The organism is Methylobacterium tardum (assembly GCF_023546765.1).
In the GTDB taxonomy this organism is placed as follows: Bacteria; Pseudomonadota; Alphaproteobacteria; order Rhizobiales; family Beijerinckiaceae; genus Methylobacterium; species Methylobacterium tardum.
The window spans coordinates 6694110-6713449 of record NZ_CP097484.1 but is presented as its reverse complement, the minus strand read 5'-3'; the positions used below and the strand labels follow the sequence as shown (position 1 = coordinate 6713449).

The window sequence follows — 19340 nt, the reverse complement described above, 5'->3', positions numbered from 1 at the left end:
TGCCGGCGGCCCAGAAAACCAACTTAGGACAGGCGAATCCTTTCCTGAGGCGACCTGCGACCAATAAGACCGCTATCCGGGGCAGTAGATGCAGTCAGCCACGAGCCTCCTCGCCCTCAACTTCGCCCTGGCGGGAGCGCGCGAGGGCTTCGGGCCGTTCCTGGGCGTGTACCTGCAGAAGCAGGGCTTCGACCCCGCGGCGACCGGCTTCGCCATGGGTCTCGCCGGCCGGCCGGGCTTCTCGCCACGACGCCGGTGGGCGCGCTGATCGACCGAACGGCGTACAAGCGCGCTGCGCTCGCCACGGCGGTCCTGGGCATCGCCGCGGGAGCCGTGGCCCTGGTCGCGACGAACAACCTCTGGCTGATCGGCCTGTCGCAACTCGTTATCGGCGTCGCCGACACCAGCATCGCCCCGCTGGTCGCGGCCGTGACGCTCGGCATCGTCGGGCAGAAGGCCTACGGTCAGCAGGTCTCGCGGAACGAGGCGTACAACCACGCCGGCAACGCCGCGAACGCTGCGTTGTCGGGCGTGCTCGGCTACACACTGGGGCTCGGCTTCGTAGCGATCGCCATCGTGGTCATGGCGGTCGCCTCGTGCGGGGTCCTGCTCGCCATCGACAAGGGCCGCATCGACCACGCTGCCGCGCGCGGCGGCGAGCAGGACGAGCGCTCGACCGTCCGGGTGCTATTCGAGACCAAGCCGCTCCTGCTCCTCGCGGGTACCGTGTTCGCGTACCAGACAGCAAACGGCGCCATGCTGCCGTTCCTGGCGCAGGCGCGCACGGCCGCCGGCGCCGACCCGAGCCTGACGACCGGCGTGATGACCGTCGTCTCGCAGGCCACAATGGTCGGGGCCGCGCTTCTGGCCGCCCGCATTGCGAAGGATTGGGGATACGCCAGTGTCCTCTCCATCGCCCTCGGACTCGTCGTAACCCGCGGCATCCTCGCGGCGTTCGCGGCCTCCTGGTGGCTGGTCATCCCAGTCCAGCTGCTCGAAGGGCTGGCGATGGGCCTGGGCGGCGTCGCCATCCCGGCGCTGGTGGCCGAGACGATGGAGGGCTCGGGCCACGCCAATGCCGGGCTCGGCGGCGTCATGACCGCCTACGGTGCGGGCGCCACCGCGAGCCCGCTGGTCGCCGGGCTCGTCGCGCAATACCTCGGCTTCTCGACCTCCTTCATTGCCCTTGCGGCCATCGCCGCCGGCGGGCTCGCGGTGTGGATGGCCGGTCGCCGGGTGCTGGGCTTGCGTGACCGGACAGGTCAGACTGACGGCGCGTCCGCCGATCCGGCCTGACGGCTCGGAGCAGGCGGATGGATGCGCGGAGCGGAGCGACGAAAACCGTGCCCAGCGCGCTTATGGGCTCCTTCCCGGCTTTCGTGCTGTTGCAAGGTTCGCTCTACGCCGCCTACGGCACCGAATCCCCCTTCCTCCCGAGCTTCCTCGGCGAGCGCGGTCTCACCCCGGGCGAGATCGGCCTCGCGCTCGCCGCAGGTACCCTGATGCGCCTCGCCGCGGGACCGGTCGCTGGTCACCTCGCGGACCGACACGACGCCACGCGGGCCGTGCTTGGCATCGCGGCTGCCGCGTCCGGGCTGATCTCCTTCGCCTACCTCGCTGGCTACGGCTTCTGGCCGCTCCTGGCCGTGAGCGTGCTGCATGCCAGCGCCATCGCGGCCCTGGCGCCACTCGCCGACGCGCTCGCGCTCGCCGCGGCGGAGCGGGAGGGCACCTTCTCCTACGGCTGGGTTCGCGGCGCTGGCTCGGCGGCCTTCGTACTCGGGACACTGGCCTCGGGGCTGCTCGTCGCCCGGGCCGGCCTGGCGAGCATCATCGTGTCGAGCGGCATCCTGTTCCTCGTGACGGCGGCCGCCACCGCCCGCGTCCCGGCGGCGCCAGCCCGGGACGGGCTTCCAAGCCTCGGCTTCGGCGGCATCCGTGAACTCCTGGCCCTCGCGCCGTTCCGGCGGATGCTCGTGATAGCGGCGCTCGTGATCGGCAGCCATGCCCTCAACGACGGCTTCGCAGTCCTCCGCTGGCGCGCGGCCGGCATCGGTCCGGGCACGATCAGCCTGCTCTGGTCGGAGGCGGTCGTCTCCGAGGTCTTGGTCTTCGTCCTCGTCGGACCCTGGCTGCTGGCGCGCCTCGGGACGGCCCGGGCCGCGACGCTGGCGGCAGGGATGGGCGTCCTGCGCTGGTCCGTCATGGCCGCGACGGCCTCGGTTCCGGCCCTGGCCATGGTCCAGCCGTTGCACGGGCTGACCTTCGCGCTGCTGCATCTCGCCGCCATGCACCTCATCGCCAGGGTCGTGCCGGAGCACCTCGCAGCGAGCGCCCAGACGCTCTACGGCACGCTCGGGCTCGGCGTGGCCTCGGCGGTCCTGACCGCGACGGGCGGCCTGCTCTACGGCGCGTTCGGCGCCGGGGCGTTCTGGGCCATGGCCGCGCTGTGCGCGTCGGCGCTCCCCTTCTTGGGCGGCCTGGACCGGGCTGATGCGCCGACCGAGCGTCGCGCGACCTGACTTACGTGTTGCTTGCGCTAGCTCCCCGGTGCGCACCCCTGCGCGGCCGGAGACCCCTGCCATGTTCATGAAGATCGACAAGCTCCTGACGGAGCTGCCCGTGCCGAAGAGGCCGGAGCCCAACGCGGCCGCAGCCCTGCAGGAGTTGCTCGGCGGCAAGTACGGCGAGATGTCCACACTCGGGAACTACATGTTCCAGAGCTTCAACTTCCGCAACAAGGAGAAGCTCCGGCCGTTCTACAGCCTCGTGTCGAGCATCTTCGCGGAAGAGATCGGCCACGTCGAACTCGTCTCGACCGGCATTGCGCTGCTCAACAACGGGCCGGGCAACCCGAAGAAGAACGTCGACGTCTCGAAGGCGCCGTTCGAGGACATGCAGGACATCCGGCTCGCCGGGAGCTTCCTCTCGAACGGCGGCGGCGCCATGCCGATGAACTCGAACGCCGCGTCCTGGAACATGGACATGGTGACGACGACCGGAAACCTGATCATCGATCTGCTGCACAACTTCCACCTGGAATGCGGCGCGCGCATCCACAAGCTACGGGTCTACGAGACCATGACCGAGCCGACGGGGCGCGAGGTCTGCGGCTACCTTCTTGTGCGCGGCTCGCTGCACGCGCATGCCTACGCCCTGGCCCTGAAGAAGCTCACCGGCGTGGCCATCGAGCAGATGCTGCCGACGCCCAACATCGACCTGTCGCGCATCCCCGAGTGCCAGAAGTACCTCGACGAGGGCAAGCACCGCCGGCTCTACACCTTCAGCCCGGACGACTACGCCGAGGCGGCCGGCGTGTGGTCGAACGACGAGGTCGCGCTGCCGGGCGACCCACCGGGCAACCTGGAGGTCGCCGACGGCGCCCCCGAGGGCGGCAAGATCCCCGAGCTCGACGGCAACTACGGCGCGTTCGCTCCGGACTACGCGCCGGAGGAGATCTTCGAGATCGCGAGCAAGCTCTACAAGAAGAGCCGCTGACCACCGTCGCGGGCGATGCCTTGCCGGCGTCGCCCAGGCTTGGCGGGGCGCTTCCGCCGCAGTCGGTTCCAGGAACGGCGGCACACCCCTCACGTCGGAGGGCGAACCCGACACCAACGAGGAGCCACGACGGCATGGCCAGCACGGACATCGGCAGGATCTACACGGGCGCGCTGCGCAACACGCGCGCCCTAGAACGGCAGGGCCTGGAGCAGATGGAGCGCCAGCTCTCCGGCCTGGAGCGCTATCCCGACTACGCTGCCGTCCTGCGCCGCCACGTCGAGACCACAAAGGGTCAGATCGCCCGCCTCGACACGGCGCTGGAGGCCATCGGCGAGAGCGTCTCGACCCTGAAGGAGACCGCGACGAGCGTCGCCGGCACCATCGGCGCGGCCGTGCACGCCGTCGCGCAAGACGAGACCCTGAAGAACCTCTACGCGGGCTACGCCTACCAGTACGACCGGGTCGCGGCCTACCGCTCGCTCGCCGTCATCGCGGAGCGGGCTGGCCAAGCCGACAAGGTGGCGGGGTTCCGCGCCGCAGTCGACGAGGAAACGAAGGCGGCGGAGGAGATCGCCGCCCTCATCGAGCCGGTCACCAAAACCTACCTCGACCTGACGCTGGGCGGCTCGAAGGCCGATAGCTGAACCTCACCCGGGGCGGTCGTCCAGCCCGCCCGACTCGTGTTCTGGGAGTTGGTGATCGAGGAGAAACACGACTCCAAGGGGACCTACAAGGAATTCAAGCACGTCGTGAACATGACGGCCTCCGCGCTGCAGAAGCGCTTTAAGAGCGAGGAGAGCCAGTCGGTCGTCCAGAAGAGGGATGGAGGCGAGGCGACCAGCCACGGGGAAGGCCGACGCATCGTCGAGATGCTGCACAAGAAGAAATCCGATCTCACGGACGACGATTGCGGGCACATGCGCAAGGTAGTCGGTTACGTCCACCGGCACCTGAAGCAGGGCGGCCCCCAGGAAAAGGACACGGAAGAAGAGTCGCCGTAGCGGCTTTCGCTGATGAACTGGGGCCACGACCCCCTGAAGGACACTTGAGGCATGGACGACCCAACCCCCGTGACCGTCACGGTCGAGGCATGCGGCGAGAGCCACGGTCAGTATCGATGGCACCTAACCGACGCCGACGGCGTCTCCGTCCGGGTCTCGCCGGAACCGTACGCTTCCCCGGAGGAGGCCGCGTCCGCGGGGAAGATGGCGCTGGAAGCGTTCGGCGCGGCAGCCCAGGCTTGAACGACGAAACCAGAATTGCGACCGCGCGCCGCAGCAAAGCTTCGAGGCTTTGCCTGTGGATCCCCATGTCGGTCGCACGCCATTAAATCGATCTACACCGATGGGGCGCACCATGGGGATTCGAACCTACCCGGGGTCGCCCCATGCTCACCGTCGTCGGATGCCTCGCCGAGTCCCATGACTTCCGCCTGGTCGCACTGGCGGCGACCGTCTGCGCGCTCTCGGCCCTGACGACGGTCTGCCTCGTCAGCCACGCGCGCCGGGCGAGGGCCTTGGCGCAGGCCGGCTGGCTCGCCGTGGCGGCGACCGCCGGCGGTTCCGGCATCTGGGCGACGCACTTCATCGCCATGCTCGCCTTCGCGCCCGGCGTGCCGAGCGGCTACGACGTCGCGCTCACCGGCCTCTCCCTCGTCATCGCCGTCCTGTTGGTCGGCTCCGGCCTCTCGCTCGCGGTGCTGGGCGGCGGACGCGTGGCGGCCTGGGCCGGTGGCGCCATCGTCGGCTTCGGCATCGCCGCGATGCACTACACCGGCATGGCCGCCTACGACGTCGCTGGGCACAAGGCCTGGGACCCGGCCACCGTCGCCGCCTCGCTCGCGCTCGGGGGCATCCTGGGCGGCGCGGCGCTGGCGGCGCAGGTCGGGGCCCGCGGCCTCGCCCGGCAGTTGCCGGCGGCCCTGCTGCTGCTGCTGGCCATCTGCAGCCACCACTTCACCGCCATGGGCGCCGTCACGGTCACGCCCGACCCGACGCTCGCCGTGTCGGCGTCCGCCGTCCCGAACGCGTGGCTCGCCGTGGCCGTGGCGCTCGCGAGCTTCGCCATCCTGCTGCTCGCCGGCGCCGCGCTCGCCCTCGACGTGCGCGACCGTCGGCATTCGAAGGTGGAGGCGGAGCGCCTGCACAGCCTCGCCAACGCCGCCGTCGAGGGGCTCGTCGTGTGCACCGGCGACACCGTGGTGAGCGCCAACCGGAGCTTCGCCAAGCTCGTCGGCCTGCCGCAGGCGGGCCTCGCGGGGACGACGCTGTCGGCGTACCTACCGGGCGACGCGGCCCGGCTCGCCCTGGCCGGCCAGCCCGAGCGCCCGGTCGAAGCCGAGCTCCGGCAGGCCGACGGCACCCTCGTCCCCGTCGAGGTCATCATGCAGCCGGTCGAGCATGCGGGGCGCTCGCACTACGCGGTGGCGGTGCGCGACCTCCGCGCCCGGCGTCAGGCCGAGAGCCAGATCCAGTTCCTCGCCCACCACGACGCGCTCACCGGGCTGGCCAACCGCGCCAGCTTCGGAAAGCGCCTCGACCAGGAGATGCGGGCCGCCGACGCGGGCGGGCGCAAGCTCGCGGTGCTGTGCCTCGACCTCGACCGCTTCAAGGAGGTCAACGATCTCTTCGGCCACGCCGCCGGCGACGCCATGCTGGAGAGCGTCGCCCGCATCGTCTCCGCCGAGCTCGACGACGCGCAGATGGTGGCCCGGCTCGGCGGCGACGAGTTCGCGGTGCTTGCCCCCTGTGACGGGCCCTCCGAGGCCGGCCGCCTCGCCGAGCGCATCCTGGAGGCGCTGCGCGCCGTGAAGGCGGCGGGCAACGGCCCGCAGGTCGCCACCAGCATCGGCATCGCCCTGTACCCGGACGACGCGCAGGAGCGGGCCGCCCTCCTCAGCTACGCCGACACCGCCCTCTACCGCGCCAAGTCGGAGGGCCGCGGCACCTACCGCTTCTTCGAGGCAAGGATGGGCGTCGAGGTGCGCGAGCGCCGCCTGCTGGAACACGACCTGCGCCACGCCGTGGCCCGGGGCGAGATGCACCTCGTCTACCAGCCGCAGACCGACGTCGGCAGCGGCGCCGTCATCGGCTTCGAGGCGCTGCTGCGCTGGAAGCACCCGGAGCGCGGGTTCGTCTCACCCGCCCTGTTCATCCCCATCGCCGAGGAGAGCGACGCCATCCTTCAGATCGGCGAGTGGGTTCTGCGCGAGGCTTGCCGCGAGGCCGCGAGCTGGACGCAGCCCCTGTCCATCGCGGTCAACGTCTCGGCGGTGCAGATCCACAGCCCGCACTTCGTCGGCCTCGTGCACGAGGTGCTGCTCAGGACCGGGCTGGCACCGCAGCGGCTTGAGGTCGAGGTGACCGAGACGGCGCTGATCAGCGACCCGAACCGGGCGCTCCTGACCCTCCGGCAGTTGAAGTCGCTCGGCTTGCGCATCGCCATGGACGACTTCGGCACCGGCTACTCATCCCTGTCGAACCTGCGCTCGTTCCCGTTCGACAAGATCAAGATCGACGGCTCGTTCGTGCGCTCGGTCGACAGCAACGAGCAGACCGCCGCCATCGTGCGCTCGGTGCTCGGCCTGGGCCGCGGCCTCGGGCTGCCGGTCCTGGCCGAGGGCGTCGAGACCGAGGCCGAACTCGCCTTCCTGGCTACGGAGCAGTGCCATGCCGCCCAGGGCTACCTGATGGGCCGGCCTTCGCCCATCGCGCAGTTCGCCCGGCACACGCATGGCACGATTCCCCTCAACGCCGACGACCGGAAACGTGCTTGAGCCGAACGGCAATGGGGCAAGCGTTAACTTCGCACGCGTAAGTTCGTCGGGTCGGCTTGGACGGGGGACAGGCATGGAGGGCCGCATGACACGAAACCCTTCCACGACACGCCCGCCGCTCCGTGGCGCCGCCCTGGCCTGCGCCCTGGTCGCCGGCTGCGGCCTCGCCCCGGTCGCCCTTGCCCTCGCGCCGCGCCCCGGCGAGCCGGTCGCGGTGCTCACCCTCTTCCCGGACGCGCCCGTCCCCAAGGCCGTCGCCGCCTCGGGTGCCTCCATCCTGTGGCTCTCCACCGGTGGGCACGTCGCCGTGGTGGACGCCTCCAGGCGCGACGCCGCCGCCGACCTGCGCCGGGCCGGCGCCCTCCTCGTCCTCGCCGCCGGCCCGCTCGGCACATGCCTGCCGGGCTTCCGGCTTCCCTCGAACCGAACCGGCACATCCCCGTCATGACCGACAGCAGCAGCCTCGACCGCCTCCGCCTCGCCTTCCTGCCGGTCATGCTCGGCGCGCTCGGCGTGCTCGCCGCCATCGTCACGGCGCTCGCCTGGTGGCGGGACGTCATGCCCGTGCCCGTGACGGTCCTCGCGCTCCTCCTGCCCGGCGCGGCCTTCGCCGCCGCCCGCCGGCATGGTGCGGCGGCCATCACGCGCCACCTCTCGTCGGCCGCCCTGATGATGCTGGTCGGCCTTCTGGTGCTGACCTCCTCGGGCACGCACCTGCAGATCGACCTGCACATGGTCTTCTTCGCCGCCCTCGCGGTCGCCGCCGGCTGGTGCTGCTGGTCCTCCATCCTGGTGGCGGCCGGCGTCGTGGCCGTCCACCACCTCGCGCTGAACGTGCTCTACCCCGCCGCCGTGTTCCCGAACGGGGCCGAGTACCTGCGCGTCGTCCTGCACGCCGTCGTCCTCATCACCGAGGCCGCCGCCCTGGTGCTGGCCGCCCGGCAACTCGCGAGGGCGCTGGCCTCCGCGGAGGCGGCCACCCGGCAGGCCGCCGACAGCGTGCTGGCGCAGCGCCGCGCCGAGGCCGCGGCCAGCCAGGACCGCAACTTGGAGGCCCACCGCCAGCGCCGCCTCGCCGAGGTCGTCGCCGAGTTCCGCGACGCCTTGGTCGAGATCGAGCACAAGGTCGAGCGCGAGACCGGCGGCATGCGCGAGACCGCGCTGGCGCTGAGCGGCGTCGCCGAGCAGTCCAGCCGCCAGGCCGCCACGTCGGAGGCCACCGCGTCGGCGACCGCGCAGAACGTGCTCTCGGTCTCGGCGGGCGCGGAGGAGCTCAGCGCTTCCATCTCCGACATCGCCGGCCAGACCGAGCGGGCGCGCGGGCTCATCGCGCACATGACCGAGATCGCGCGGAGCACAAACGAGGAGGTCGAGCAGCTCGCGGTCGTGGCAGACCGCATCGGCACCGTCATGGGCCTGATCAAGTCCGTGGCCGACCAGACCAACCTCCTGGCCCTCAACGCCACCATCGAGGCGGCGCGCGCCGGCGCCGCCGGCCGTGGCTTCGCGGTGGTGGCCTCCGAGGTGAAGGCGCTGTCGGGCCAGACCATGCGGGCGGCCGACGAGATCGTGTCCCAGGTCGAGGCCATCCAGGCGTCGACACGGCGCACTGTCGGCTCCGTCCACGCGATGGCGTCGGCCACGCAGGAGGTGAACGCGTTGACGACCTCCATCGCCGTCTCGGTCGACCAGCAGCGCGCCGCGACGCAGGAGATCTCGCGCACGGTGGCCCAGGTCGCGCAGGGCAGTTCCGAAGCCCACGCCGGGGCCGTCTCGGTCTCCCAGGCCACCCGGGAGACGCGGCGCCATGCCGGCACGGCCCTGGCCGCGTCCGAGTCCCTCAAGGCGGTCGCCGCCGACCTCGCGCGCTCGGTGGCCCAGTTCGTCCAGCGGGTCACCACCGACCTGGACGAGCGTCGCGGGACCGTGCGCGTCGGCGTCGACGAGGCGGCCATCCTGCACGCGCGCGGCTGGCGGCACCCGGTGCGCCTCGTGGAGGTCTCCTCCCACGGCGCCCGCGTCTCGGGCGCCCCGCATCTCGCGCCGGGCGAGGCGGTCGAGTTCGAGGCGGCGGACGGCGCCCGCATGCCGGCCGTGGTCGCGTGGTCCGATGGCGGGATGGCCGGCCTCGACATCCGCGCCGGCCTGCGTCACCGGGCCCTCGACGGCGGCCTGGGGCTGGCGGCCTGACGGAGCCGCGTCCGATCAGCCCCGCCTGATCAGGTCCCCGATGCGCGAGCGGATGCGGGTTGCCGACTTCCCGCATCCCCCGGTATGGCAGAAACACACGTGGGGGATTCGGTCGCCGGAACCCGGCCCCGGCGTCGCCGCCGTGCCGGCGGTGGGCAACCTGGGCATGGGACGCGGGAGACCGGCGCGGTCGCGCCGTCGTCCCGGCTGCCGGCGCGGTCGGGGACCCTATCTCTCACGCCTACCAGCTCCCTTTCCCACCAACCCGTAACCCGCCCCGCAAATGTCTTCTCGACGCCTGCCTGACGCGCCTGGCCCGGCCCCCTTCCAGGCGACGCTCGACAGCGCCGCGGATTTCGCCATCGTCACGACCGACCCCGAGGGACGCGTGACCGCCTGGAACCCTGGGGCCGAGCGCATCCTGGGCTGGACGGCCGAGGAGATGGTCGGGCAGCCGAGCGCGACCTTCTTCACGCCGGAGGATAGGGCGGCCGGCCAGCCGACGGCGGACATGCGCCGCGCGGTCGAGACCGGGCGCGCCGCCGACGAACGTTGGCACCTGCGCAAGGACGGCACCCGGTTCTGGGCAAGCGGCGAGATGATGCCCCTGCGCTCGCCCGACGGCGCGGAGCTCGGCTTCATCAAGATCCTGCGCGACCGCACCGGGGCCACGGCCTGCGAGGGCCAGACGCGCCGCGTCCGCGACGAGCTCCAAGTCGTCACCGACGCGCTGCCGGTGCTCATCAGCTTCATCGACCGGGACCACGTCTACCGCTTCGTGAACCGGCACTACGAGACGTGGTTCGGGCGCCCCGCCGGTGAGATCCTGGACCGGCCCGTGCGGGAGGTGGTCGGCAAGGAGACCTATGCGGCCCGGCTGCCCTTCCTGGAGCGGGCGCTCGCGGGCGAGGACCTCACCTTCGACGCGCTGATGCCCTACCGCGGCGGCGAAACCCGCCAATCGGAGATCCGCTACGTCCCGCGCCGGAGCGCGGGCGGGGCCGTCGACGGCGTCTTCGTCATGGTCACCGACATCGCCGAGCGCCATCGCGCCAGGGCCGACCTGCAGGAGGCGGAGGACCGGCTCAGGCTCGCGCTGGAGGGGGCCGGCACCGGCATCTACGACTACGACCTCGTCACCGGCGCGCTCACCTGGGACGCGCGCACCCGCGCCCTGTTCGGGCTGTCGCCCGACGACCCGGTCTCCTACGAGGGCGCCTTCCTGCCAGGCGTCGACCCGGAGGACCGCGAGCGTGCCGACCGCGCCGTGCAGGCCGCCATCGGCTCGCCCGACGGCTTCGACATCGAGTACCGCGTCGTCGGGCGACGTGACGGCGTGGAGCGCGTGCTGGCCGCGAGGGGCAACACCGTTTTCCGGAACGGCGCGCCGGCACGCTTCGTCGGCACGGTGCGCGACGTCACCGAGGCGCGCGCCGCGGAGGCGAGCGCGCGCCGGCTGGCGGCCCTCGTCGAGCAATAGAGCGACTTCATCGGCATCGCGGGCCTCGACGGCCGGCCGAGTTCCTGAACGAGGCCGGCCGCGAGCTCGTGGGGCTGGCGAGCCTGGAGGAGGCCCGCCGCTACGGAATCGCGGACTTCTTTGAGCCGACGGATCGGCCGACCGTTCTGGAGGAGGTTCTCCCGGCCGTTCGCGAGACCGGCTTCTGGGAAGGCGACCTCGCGTTCCGCAACTTCGCCACCGGTGCCGCGATCCCGGTCCACTACACCGTCTTCCCGTTCCGCGACGCGCAAGGTGCCGTCAGCGGATACGGCACGGTCACCCGCGACCTCACCGAGCGCCGGCGGCAGGAATCGTTCCGGGACGCGCTGATCGCGTTCGGCGACCGCCTGCAGGCATGCCGCGACACCGCCGAGATGGCTGCCGCCGGCGCCGAGATCATGGCGCGGACGCTGGACCTGGACCGGGCCGGGTACGGAACCGTCGACGCGGCGCTGGAGCACATCGAGGTCGAGCGGGACTGGACGGCCCCGGGCGTGGCGAGCCTCGCGGGGCGACACCGTTTCGACGACTACGGCGAGGTCCGCGCCGGCCTTGAACGAGGCCGCGAGGTTGTCATCCCGGACGTGACCGCCGACCCCCGGACCGCCGGCAACCCAGGCCCTCTCCTCGGCATCGGGGTGCGCGCCCTGATCAACGTGCCGGTGATGGAACACGGACGCATCGTGGCGGTGTTCTTCCTCCACGACCGCAACGTGCGCGACTGGCGGCCGGACAAGCTCGCCTTCGTCCGCGACGTCGCCGAGCGCACCCGCGCCGCCATCGAGCGCACCCGCGCCGAGGCGAGCCGGCGCGAGAGCGAGGAGCAGTTCCGGGTCTTCGCCCAGGCCATGCCGAACCACGTCTGGGCGGCGGATGCCGGGGGCGAGCTCTACTGGTTCAACGAGCAGGTCTACGCCTTCAGCGGCACCTCGCCGGGCGATCTCGACCGGATGGGATGGACCGCCATCGTGCACCCCGACGACGTCGAGGCGGCCGGCCGGGCCTGGGCGGCCTCGCTCGCCTCGGGCGCGCACTACGAGACGGAGTTCCGCATCCGCCGCGCGGACGGGGTCCACCGCTGGTTCCTCGTCCGCGCGGAGCCGATCCGCGGGCCCGACGGCGCGGTGGTCCGCTGGATCGGCACGAACACCGACATGGAGGACAGCAAGCAGGCCACGGCTCAGCTGGAGCGCCTCAACGAGGGGCTGGAGCAGCAGGTCGAGGAGCGCACGCGCGACCGCGACCGCATGTGGCGGCTGTCGACCGACGTGATGCTGGTGGCGCGGTTCGACGCGACCATCGTGGCGGTGAACCCGGCCTGGACCGCGCTGTTCGGCTGGGGCGAGACCGAGCTGGTCGGGCGCTCGTTCATGGACCTGGTGCACCCGGACGACGCGGGCTCCACCGCTGCCGCCGCCGGCGACCTCTCGGCCGGCTCGGTCATCCCCCGCTTCGAGAACCGATACCGGCACAAGGACGGCAGCTACCGCTGGCTGTCCTGGACCGCCGTTCCGGACGAGGACTTCATCCACGCGGTCGGGCGAGACGTCACCAGCGAGAAGGAGGCCGCGCAGGCGCTCGCCCGGACCGAGGAGGCGCTGCGGCAGTCGCAGAAGATGGAGGCGGTGGGCCAACTCACGGGCGGCCTCGCGCACGACTTCAACAACCTGCTCACCGGCATCTCGGGCAGCCTGGAGTTGCTGCAGACCCGGATGGCCCAGGGCCGGCTGACCGACCTCGACCGCTACATCAACGCCGCCCAGGGAGCCTCGAAGCGGGCGGCCGCCCTGACGCACCGGCTGCTGGCCTTCTCGCGCCGCCAGACCCTCGACCCGAAGCCGACCGACGTGAACGCCCTCGTGCACGGCATGGAGGAGCTTGTTCGCCGCACGGTCGGTCCGTCGGTCCACATCGAGGTGGTCGGCGCCGCAGGGCTCTGGCCAGCCCTCGTCGACCCGCCGCAGCTTGAGAACGCGCTGCTGAACCTGTGCATCAACGCCCGCGACGCCATGCCGGACGGAGGCCGCATCACCATCGAGACGGCCAACAAGTGGCTCGACGACCGCGCCGCCCGGGATCGAGACCTGCCGCCCGGGCAGTACCTGTCGCTCTGCGTCACCGACACCGGCACCGGCATGACGCCCGACGTCATTGCCAAGGCATTCGACCCGTTCTTCACCACCAAGCCCCTCGGCCAGGGCACGGGCCTCGGCCTCAGCATGATCTACGGCTTCGCGCGCCAGTCCGGTGGGCAGGTGCGCATCTACTCGGAGGTGGGACAGGGCACGACCATGTGCATCTACCTTCCGCGTCACTACGGCGACGCGGAGGGCGCCGAGGGCCTGCCGGACCTCGCCTCCGCTCCGCGCGCCGAGCAGGGAGAGACGGTGCTCATCGTCGACGACGAGCCGAGCATCCGCATGCTGGTCACCGAGGTGCTTGAGGACCTGGGCTACACGGCCATCGAGGCGGCGGACGCGAGCTCGGGCCTCAAGGTGCTGCAGTCGGACGTGCGCATCGACCTGCTGGTGACCGACGTGGGGCTGCCGGGCGGCATGAACGGCCGACAGATGGCCGATGCCGGCCGGGTCAACCGCCCGGGCCTGAAGGTGCTGTTCATCACCGGTTACGCGGAGAACGCGGCGGTGGGCAACGGGCACTTGGAGCCCGGCATGGCAGTCCTGACCAAGCCGTTCGTGATGGAGGCGCTCGCCTCGCGCATCAAGGAGCTCATCGCGGCGCCCTGACGCCGCGCGGCCCATCCGGCGAGACGTTCGGTTCTCCGACAGGACCCAGCCATGAGGGCCTTGTGGCCGTTCTCGCCTCCGAACGCCGGAGGGAACAGGAGCACCGGCTCCGCTCGGAGGCGGCCACGACGGATGCGGCCATGACCGCGATGGGTGGACCTCGCACCGTGCCGTGCGACCCTGGCCCGGTTGATGGCCATGCTCCCCGACTCGTTCAAGGCCGATGGGCTTCCTGATGGCCCGCGAGCCCGACCTGTGGCGGAGGCGCGTTCGCCGACCCATTCCAAGCGGCGTTCACGGTGACGACACGGCGCCGGCCTGAGGAGCGGCCCCCGTGACCCGCCTCAGGATGCGGGAGAGTTGATCCGCCGAGTAGGGCTTGTGCAGGAGCTCGAAGCCGTGGCTGCCTTCGCGGGCCAGCACATGGCTGTAGCCGGACGCCAGGATCACGGGCATGCCGGGGCATCGCCGCAGGATCTCGCGCGCGAGGTCGACCCCGTCCATGCCCGGCATCACGACGTCCGAGAACACCGCGTCGAAGCCGGAGCAGTCGGTCCCGAGACGCGCCAAGGCATCCTCGGCGTTCCTCGCCCAGGTCGTCTCGTAGCCGAGGTCCTCCAGGATCTGCGTGGCGAAGCGCCCGACCTCGACGTTGTCCTCCACCACCAGAACCCGTTGCCCGGCGCCCCCCGCGTCCCCCACGGCCTGGGCGAGCCGGGCCTCCTCCGGCTCGCCGGGCTCGATCTCGGGCAGGTACAGCGTGAAGGTCGTCCCACGCCCGACCGCGCTCTCAACGCCGACGTCGCCCCCCGACTGCTTGGCGAAGCCGAACACCTGGGACAGGCCGAGCCCGGTGCCCTTCCCGACGTCCTTGGTGGTGAAGAACGGCTCGAAGATGCGCCCGACCACTTCCGGCGCGATGCCGGAGCCCATGTCCGCGAGCGACACCGCGGCGAAGGGGCCCGGCGCCGCCGCATGTCCCCGGATGGCCGGCTTGCCCATCCCGCACGCGAGCCGCACGGTCAGCGTGCCCTCGCCGCCCATGGCGTCCCGGGCGTTGACCGCCATGTTCACGAGCGCCGTCTCGAACTGGCTGCGGTCGGCGCGCACGTAGCACGCGGCGTCCGGAAGCTCGGTCACGACGTGGATGCGGGCGCCCGAGACCGTGTCGAGCATCTCGGCCACGCCGCGCAGGCAGCCGACGAGGTCGAACGCCTCGGCCTTGAGCGCCTGGCGCCGCGCGAAGGACAGGAGCTGCCCGGTCAGCTTGGCGGCGCGCTCGACCGTGTCGGAGACCGCGTCGAGGTAGCGGCCCCTTCGCGCCTCGGGCAGGTCCGGCCGGCGCAGGAAGTCGACGGAGGACCGGATGATGGTCAGCAGGTTGTTGAAGTCGTGGGCGACGCCGCCGGTCAACTGCCCGATGGCCTCCATCTTCTGCGACTGCCGCAGCGCCTCCTCCGCCTCGGCCAACGCGGACGAGCGCGCCTTCTCGGCGGTGACGTCGCGCCCGTAGGCGTAGACGACGTCGCCCTCGGCGGCGGTGTGCCAGGAGATCCAGCGCGGCGTGCCGTCCTTGTGGGTGTAGCGGTTCTCGAAGGCGGTGAGGTCGTCGTCCGAGGCGGCGTAGGTCAGCGCGGTGCGCGTGACGACGCGGTCCTCGGTCCAGATGAAGTCCAGGAAGCTGCGGCCCACCACCTCGGCGGGCTCGTGGCCGAGGATGGCGGTCCAGGCCGGGTTCACGGCGCGGAAGACGCCGTCGACGCCGACGACGACGAGGAGGTCGCGCGAGTTGCGCCAAACGCGGTCGTGCTGCGCCGTGCTCTCGGCGATGCGACGCTCCAGGGCCTCCTCGCGCGCGTGCTCGGCGGTCACGTCCTGCGCGATGCCGCCGAGGCGCCGGAGCCGGCCCTCCCCGTCGCGGATCGGGAAGCCGGTGTCGCGGATGTGACGCACGGTTCCGTCGTCCGGCCGCACGATGCGATACTCGACGCTGTTGGTCTCTCCGGCGAGGAGCCGGGGCATCGCGGCAAAGGCCCTCACGCGGTCCTCGGGATGCACCAGCGAGGCCCAGCGCCCGAGGTCGTCCATGACGAGCTCGCGCCGGTCGCCCCAGACCCTCTCGTAGGCCGGGCTTAGGTACTCAAGTCCCCCGCCGTCCGGGTCGGCGATCCAGAGCACGTCGGCGGAGTTCTCCGCGAAGGAGCGGAAGCGCTCCTCGCTCTCGGCCAGACCCGCCGCCGCGCGCACCCGGCCGGTGGTCTCCTGAGCGACGTTGAAGACGCCGGCGACCCGTCCGTCCGCGCCGGTGACGGGGTTGAGGCTGTAGGTGAAGAAGACCTCCTCGGGCGCGTCGCACCGGTCGAGCACCAGGCGCTGGTCCTGCACCTCGACCGCGCCCCCGCCGGCGAGCACCCGGTCGAACAAGGGCCCCAGCTCGTGCCAGGCTTCGGGGAAGACCTCCCGAACCGGACGGCCCAACGCCCCGGGGTGCTTGCCGCCGACAAGCGCAGCCCACGCGTCGTTGTAGAGGATGGCAAGGTCCGGCCCCCAGTAGACCGCCATAGGCGTCGCGGCCTGGAGCGCGACGCCGACCAGGGCGACGAGCGCGGCCGGCCAAAGCTCGGCGGGCCCGAGGGCGGTCGCGGACCAATCGTGCGCCCGCATCCGGTCGGCCATGTCGCCGTCGCCCGGGAACGGGTTCTGGTGTGTCTCGGGCAGGCCTTCCATCCGGCGGGGTGGTCCGTGGTAAGTCAGTATCATTATTGTGGGCGAAATGCCGCGCTCGCGACAAGCCAATCCCCGCCTCTCGGGTCCACCCGGGAAGCAGGGTGCACAGAAGTCGCGTCATGTGCCCTCGGAGACGAGGCGCCCGATATCGCCTGCGCCCGTCATCGTCGCCCGCTCCCGACGCTTTCCTCCGGCACGGGGGTATGCTCCTGGACCGCGGTCAGCGGAGCCTCCAGCACGCAGACCAGGCCCTCGGGCGCGTAGTCGAGGCGGGCCTCGCCTCCCGTCTCCGCCGTGAAGGTGCGCTCGATCAGCCGCGAGCCGAACCCCTTGCGCGTGGGCGGCCCCGGAAGCGCCGGCCCGCCGCCCTCCGTCCAGGTCAAGCGGAACAGCGGCTCGCCGTCGGTCCGGTGCTCGACCTGCCAACGCACGTCGACCGATCCGCCCGCGGTCGAGAGGGCGCCGTACTTCGCGGCGTTGGTGGAGAGCTCGTGCAGGACGAGGACCATCGACAGGGCGACCCGGGCAGTCAGGAGCACGTCGGGACCCCCGCAGCGCAGGCGCGAGGGGTCGGCGTGGCGGTGCGGCGCGAGGGCGCCCTCAACCACGTCCGCGACGGGCGCAGCCGTCCAATCCACGGCCGTGAGGATGTCGTGCGCACGGCCGAGCGAGATCAGCCGCGCCTCGAACGCCCGTCGCGCCTCCTCCGGGTCGGGGGCGCCGCGCAGCGTCTGCCCGGCGATGGCCTGGACCAGCGCCAACGTGTTCTTGATCCGGTGCTGCAACTCCCCGGCGAGCAGCCGCTGCCGCTCCTCGGCCCGCTTGCGCGCGGTGACGTCGAGCACCGTCCCGACGAACCGGGTCGCGCGCCCGTCCTCGGCGAAGCGGCGCCCGCGCGCGGCCACCCACCGCTCGACCCCGTCCGTGAGGCCGAGGGTCCGGTACTCCGCGTCGAAGGTGCCGTCGCCCGCGGGGTCGAGCGCGGCCCGGACCGCCGCCTCGGTCGCGGCGCGATCCTCCGGGTGCAGGCCCGCGAGGAACGTCTCGTAGTCGACCGGGGCGCCGGGAGGCAGGCCGAACAGCGCCCGCACCCGGTCGTCCCAGACGAGCTCGCCCGTCGCCAGGTCGTAATCGAAGACGCCGATGTCGGCCGCCTCGATGGCCAGCCGCAACTGGTCCTGCGCCTCGCGCAGCACGGCCTCGTTCCGGCGCTGGTCGGTGCGGTCGCGCAGGATCCTCAGGAAGCCGAGCGGCCCCCCGTCCCCGTCGCCGAGCGGCATCGTCTCGCAGCCGGCGACGAAACGCTCGCCGTCCTTGCGCATGTGCCACCGCTCGCCCGTGGCACGACCCTGCTCCAGGGCCAACCGCATCTCGGTCTCAAGCATGCCGGCCTCCCTGTCCTCGGGCGTGAAGAACACGTCTGCGGGACCGCCCACCACCTCGCCCGCGCCCCAGCCGAGGATGCGCCGCGCACCCTCGTTCCAGCGGGTGACGATGCCTGCCCGGTCCGTCGCGATGATGGCGTGGTCGGTGGCGCCGTCGAGGATGCGGTCCTGCAACCGGTGCTGCTCGCGCAGGGTCCTGCCCATCGCGAGCAGTGTCATGACCTGCCGCGCCAGCGCCTCCAGGCCGTCGCCCTGCTCGGGGGTGAGCCCTCCCGGGCGCGGCGCGGTGTCGAGCACGCACACGGCGCCCAGGACCTCGCCGGCGGGTGTCCGCAGCGGCGCGCCGGCGTAGAAGCGCAGGTGCGGCGCGCCCGCGACCTGCGGGTTGCCGCGGGTGCGCGGGTCGTCCGTCAGGTCGGGGACCACCAGCAGGCCGGCGGCGAGGCCCAGCGCGAGGCGGCAGATCGAGCGGCCGAGCGGCATCTCGCAGGCGTCGGTGCCGAATTCCGCCTTGAACCAGTGACGGTCGGCGGCCACGAAGCCGACCTGCGCCATCGGCGTCCCGCAGAGCCGCGCCGCCAGCCGGGCGATGTCGTCGAACGCCCGCTCGCCTGCCGTGTCGAGGACGCCGTAGCCGTCGAGCGCGCGCAGGCGTTCGGGATCCCGAACCGGGTCGTCCGGTCTCATTTTCGGGCGGCGCCCACGAGGGAGGACGAACTCAGGACGCACGGCGCGCGCCCTCATCCACATCGGACGGACGAAGTTGCAGCAGGGTGCCGCCTGGGCTGTACAGGGCGCCGAGCACCCGCTGGAAGTGCCGCTTGATCGTGCCGTGGCACTCGCAGGCCGCCTGCTCCATGTCGGCGCGGTTGCACACCGTGATCCGACCGCGTCGCACCTTCACCAACCCTCGGTGCTGCATGTCGCGCAGGGTGCGGGTCAGGTACGAGCGCTGGACCCCGAGAAGCTCGGCCAGCATCTCGTGCGTGATGGGCAGCGTGTCGCCGCCGAGCCGGTCCTGGAGGGCCAGCAGCCAGCGCGCGCAGCGCTCCTCGATGGGGTGGCTGGCGTTGCAGGCCACCGACTGCAGCACCTGCGCGAGCAGGCAGTCCGAGTAGCGGGTGAACAGGTTGCGCAGCGGCTGGGACTCGCCCTTGATGGCCTGCAGCCGCGCGGCGGGCATGCGCAGCACGGGGCCGCCGACCTGGACCACCGCCTGGCTGAACGCCGGCAGCGACCCCTGGCTGACCACGCCGCCGATGGCGCCCTCGTGGCCGACCGCGGCCGTCTCGACGCTGCGGCCGTTCCTGAGGACGATCACCAGGGCCGCGACGCTCTGGCCGACGGGGAAGGTGATGTGGGTGACGTCCTGGTCGACCTCGAACAGGACGTCGCCGCGCCTGCACTCCCGCAGGTCCATGTACGGCGCGAGCAAGGCCCGGTCCTGCGGGCGCAGGGCGGCGAGGAGGAGGTTGCCGCATAGGTCGTCGGGGGACATGGGGGCGTCGTCCGGG

The 19340-nt window shown here is 72.0% G+C and carries 15 protein-coding genes; 12 read left to right on the top strand and 3 right to left on the bottom strand.

The genetic code is table 11. The annotated features are described in order from the left end of the window. Window positions 1-88 precede the first annotated feature (88 nt). From M6G65_RS32190 to M6G65_RS32130, 12 genes are all read left to right on the top strand, one after another. Entirely contained in the window at window positions 89-268 is a 180-nt protein-coding gene (locus M6G65_RS32190; protein WP_250103362.1) for a hypothetical protein, read from the top strand. Continuing rightward, window positions 256-1296 (top strand): MFS transporter, encoded by a 1041-nt coding sequence (locus M6G65_RS32185; protein WP_250103361.1) that lies wholly within the window; start codon window positions 256-258, stop codon window positions 1294-1296. Before M6G65_RS32190 ends, M6G65_RS32185 begins: the two co-directional genes overlap by 13 nt. Before the next feature lie 47 nt (window positions 1297-1343). Beyond that, on the top strand, window positions 1344-2522 hold the full coding sequence (locus M6G65_RS32180) for an MFS transporter (RefSeq protein WP_238194299.1): 1179 nt from the start codon (window positions 1344-1346) through the stop codon (window positions 2520-2522). 61 nt (window positions 2523-2583) lie between these two features. Then, complete coding sequence (locus M6G65_RS32175) at window positions 2584-3498, top strand: manganese catalase family protein (protein ID WP_250103360.1); 915 nt, start codon at window positions 2584-2586, stop codon at window positions 3496-3498. A gap of 134 nt (window positions 3499-3632) precedes the next feature. Then, window positions 3633-4145 carry a DUF892 family protein gene (locus tag M6G65_RS32170; protein ID WP_238194297.1) on the top strand — a complete coding sequence of 171 codons (513 nt, stop codon included), beginning with the start codon at window positions 3633-3635 and terminating at the stop codon, window positions 4143-4145. Window positions 4146-4199: 54 nt separating this feature from the next. Continuing rightward, window positions 4200-4502, top strand: a complete 303-nt coding sequence (locus M6G65_RS32165; protein WP_238194487.1) for a DUF3140 domain-containing protein — start codon at window positions 4200-4202, stop codon at window positions 4500-4502. Window positions 4503-4553: 51 nt separating this feature from the next. After that, entirely contained in the window at window positions 4554-4745 is a 192-nt protein-coding gene (locus M6G65_RS32160; protein ID WP_238194296.1) for a hypothetical protein, read from the top strand. 143 nt (window positions 4746-4888) lie between these two features. After that, window positions 4889-7276, top strand: a complete 2388-nt coding sequence (locus tag M6G65_RS32155; protein ID WP_250103359.1) for an EAL domain-containing protein — start codon at window positions 4889-4891, stop codon at window positions 7274-7276. 85 nt (window positions 7277-7361) lie between these two features. After that, a complete protein-coding gene (locus M6G65_RS32150) occupies window positions 7362-7724 on the top strand; it encodes a hypothetical protein (protein ID WP_238194294.1) in 363 nt (120 codons plus the stop codon). Beyond that, the gene (locus M6G65_RS32145; RefSeq protein WP_250103358.1) at window positions 7721-9466 is read left to right on the top strand and encodes a methyl-accepting chemotaxis protein; all 1746 of its coding nucleotides are present in this window, start codon (window positions 7721-7723) and stop codon (window positions 9464-9466) included. Before M6G65_RS32150 ends, M6G65_RS32145 begins: the two co-directional genes overlap by 4 nt. Before the next feature lie 283 nt (window positions 9467-9749). Further along, on the top strand, window positions 9750-10946 hold the full coding sequence (locus M6G65_RS32140) for a PAS domain-containing protein (RefSeq protein ID WP_238194292.1): 1197 nt from the start codon (window positions 9750-9752) through the stop codon (window positions 10944-10946). A gap of 68 nt (window positions 10947-11014) precedes the next feature. Next, complete coding sequence (locus M6G65_RS32130; RefSeq protein WP_430929532.1) at window positions 11015-13714, top strand: PAS domain-containing protein; 2700 nt, start codon at window positions 11015-11017, stop codon at window positions 13712-13714. A gap of 294 nt (window positions 13715-14008) precedes the next feature. On the opposite strand, the gene M6G65_RS32125 is transcribed toward M6G65_RS32130, so the two are convergent. The 3 genes from M6G65_RS32125 to M6G65_RS32115 form a co-directional block, all read right to left on the bottom strand. Next, a complete protein-coding gene (locus tag M6G65_RS32125) occupies window positions 14009-16441 on the bottom strand; it encodes a hybrid sensor histidine kinase/response regulator (RefSeq protein ID WP_238194291.1) in 2433 nt (810 codons plus the stop codon). A gap of 161 nt (window positions 16442-16602) precedes the next feature. Then, on the bottom strand, window positions 16603-18513 hold the full coding sequence (locus M6G65_RS32120; protein ID WP_250103357.1) for an HWE histidine kinase domain-containing protein: 1911 nt from the start codon (window positions 18511-18513) through the stop codon (window positions 16603-16605). Window positions 18514-18544: 31 nt separating this feature from the next. Beyond that, window positions 18545-19324, bottom strand: a complete 780-nt coding sequence (locus tag M6G65_RS32115) for a Crp/Fnr family transcriptional regulator (protein WP_238194289.1) — start codon at window positions 19322-19324, stop codon at window positions 18545-18547. Window positions 19325-19340: the final 16 nt, after the last annotated feature.

Coding starts and splice junctions, on each gene's coding strand:
- M6G65_RS32190 (WP_250103362.1), top strand. CDS start 89: ATGCAGTCAGCCACGAGCCTCCTCGCCCTCAACTTCGCCCTGGCGGGA.
- M6G65_RS32175 (WP_250103360.1), top strand. CDS start 2,584: ATGTTCATGAAGATCGACAAGCTCCTGACGGAGCTGCCCGTGCCGAAG.
- M6G65_RS32170 (WP_238194297.1), top strand. CDS start 3,633: ATGGCCAGCACGGACATCGGCAGGATCTACACGGGCGCGCTGCGCAAC.
- M6G65_RS32160 (WP_238194296.1), top strand. CDS start 4,554: ATGGACGACCCAACCCCCGTGACCGTCACGGTCGAGGCATGCGGCGAG.
- M6G65_RS32155 (WP_250103359.1), top strand. CDS start 4,889: ATGCTCACCGTCGTCGGATGCCTCGCCGAGTCCCATGACTTCCGCCTG.
- M6G65_RS32150 (WP_238194294.1), top strand. CDS start 7,362: ATGACACGAAACCCTTCCACGACACGCCCGCCGCTCCGTGGCGCCGCC.
- M6G65_RS32145 (WP_250103358.1), top strand. CDS start 7,721: ATGACCGACAGCAGCAGCCTCGACCGCCTCCGCCTCGCCTTCCTGCCG.
- M6G65_RS32140 (WP_238194292.1), top strand. CDS start 9,750: ATGTCTTCTCGACGCCTGCCTGACGCGCCTGGCCCGGCCCCCTTCCAG.
- M6G65_RS32125 (WP_238194291.1), bottom strand. CDS start 16,441: ATGGAAGGCCTGCCCGAGACACACCAGAACCCGTTCCCGGGCGACGGC.
- M6G65_RS32120 (WP_250103357.1), bottom strand. CDS start 18,513: ATGAGACCGGACGACCCGGTTCGGGATCCCGAACGCCTGCGCGCGCTC.
- M6G65_RS32115 (WP_238194289.1), bottom strand. CDS start 19,324: ATGTCCCCCGACGACCTATGCGGCAACCTCCTCCTCGCCGCCCTGCGC.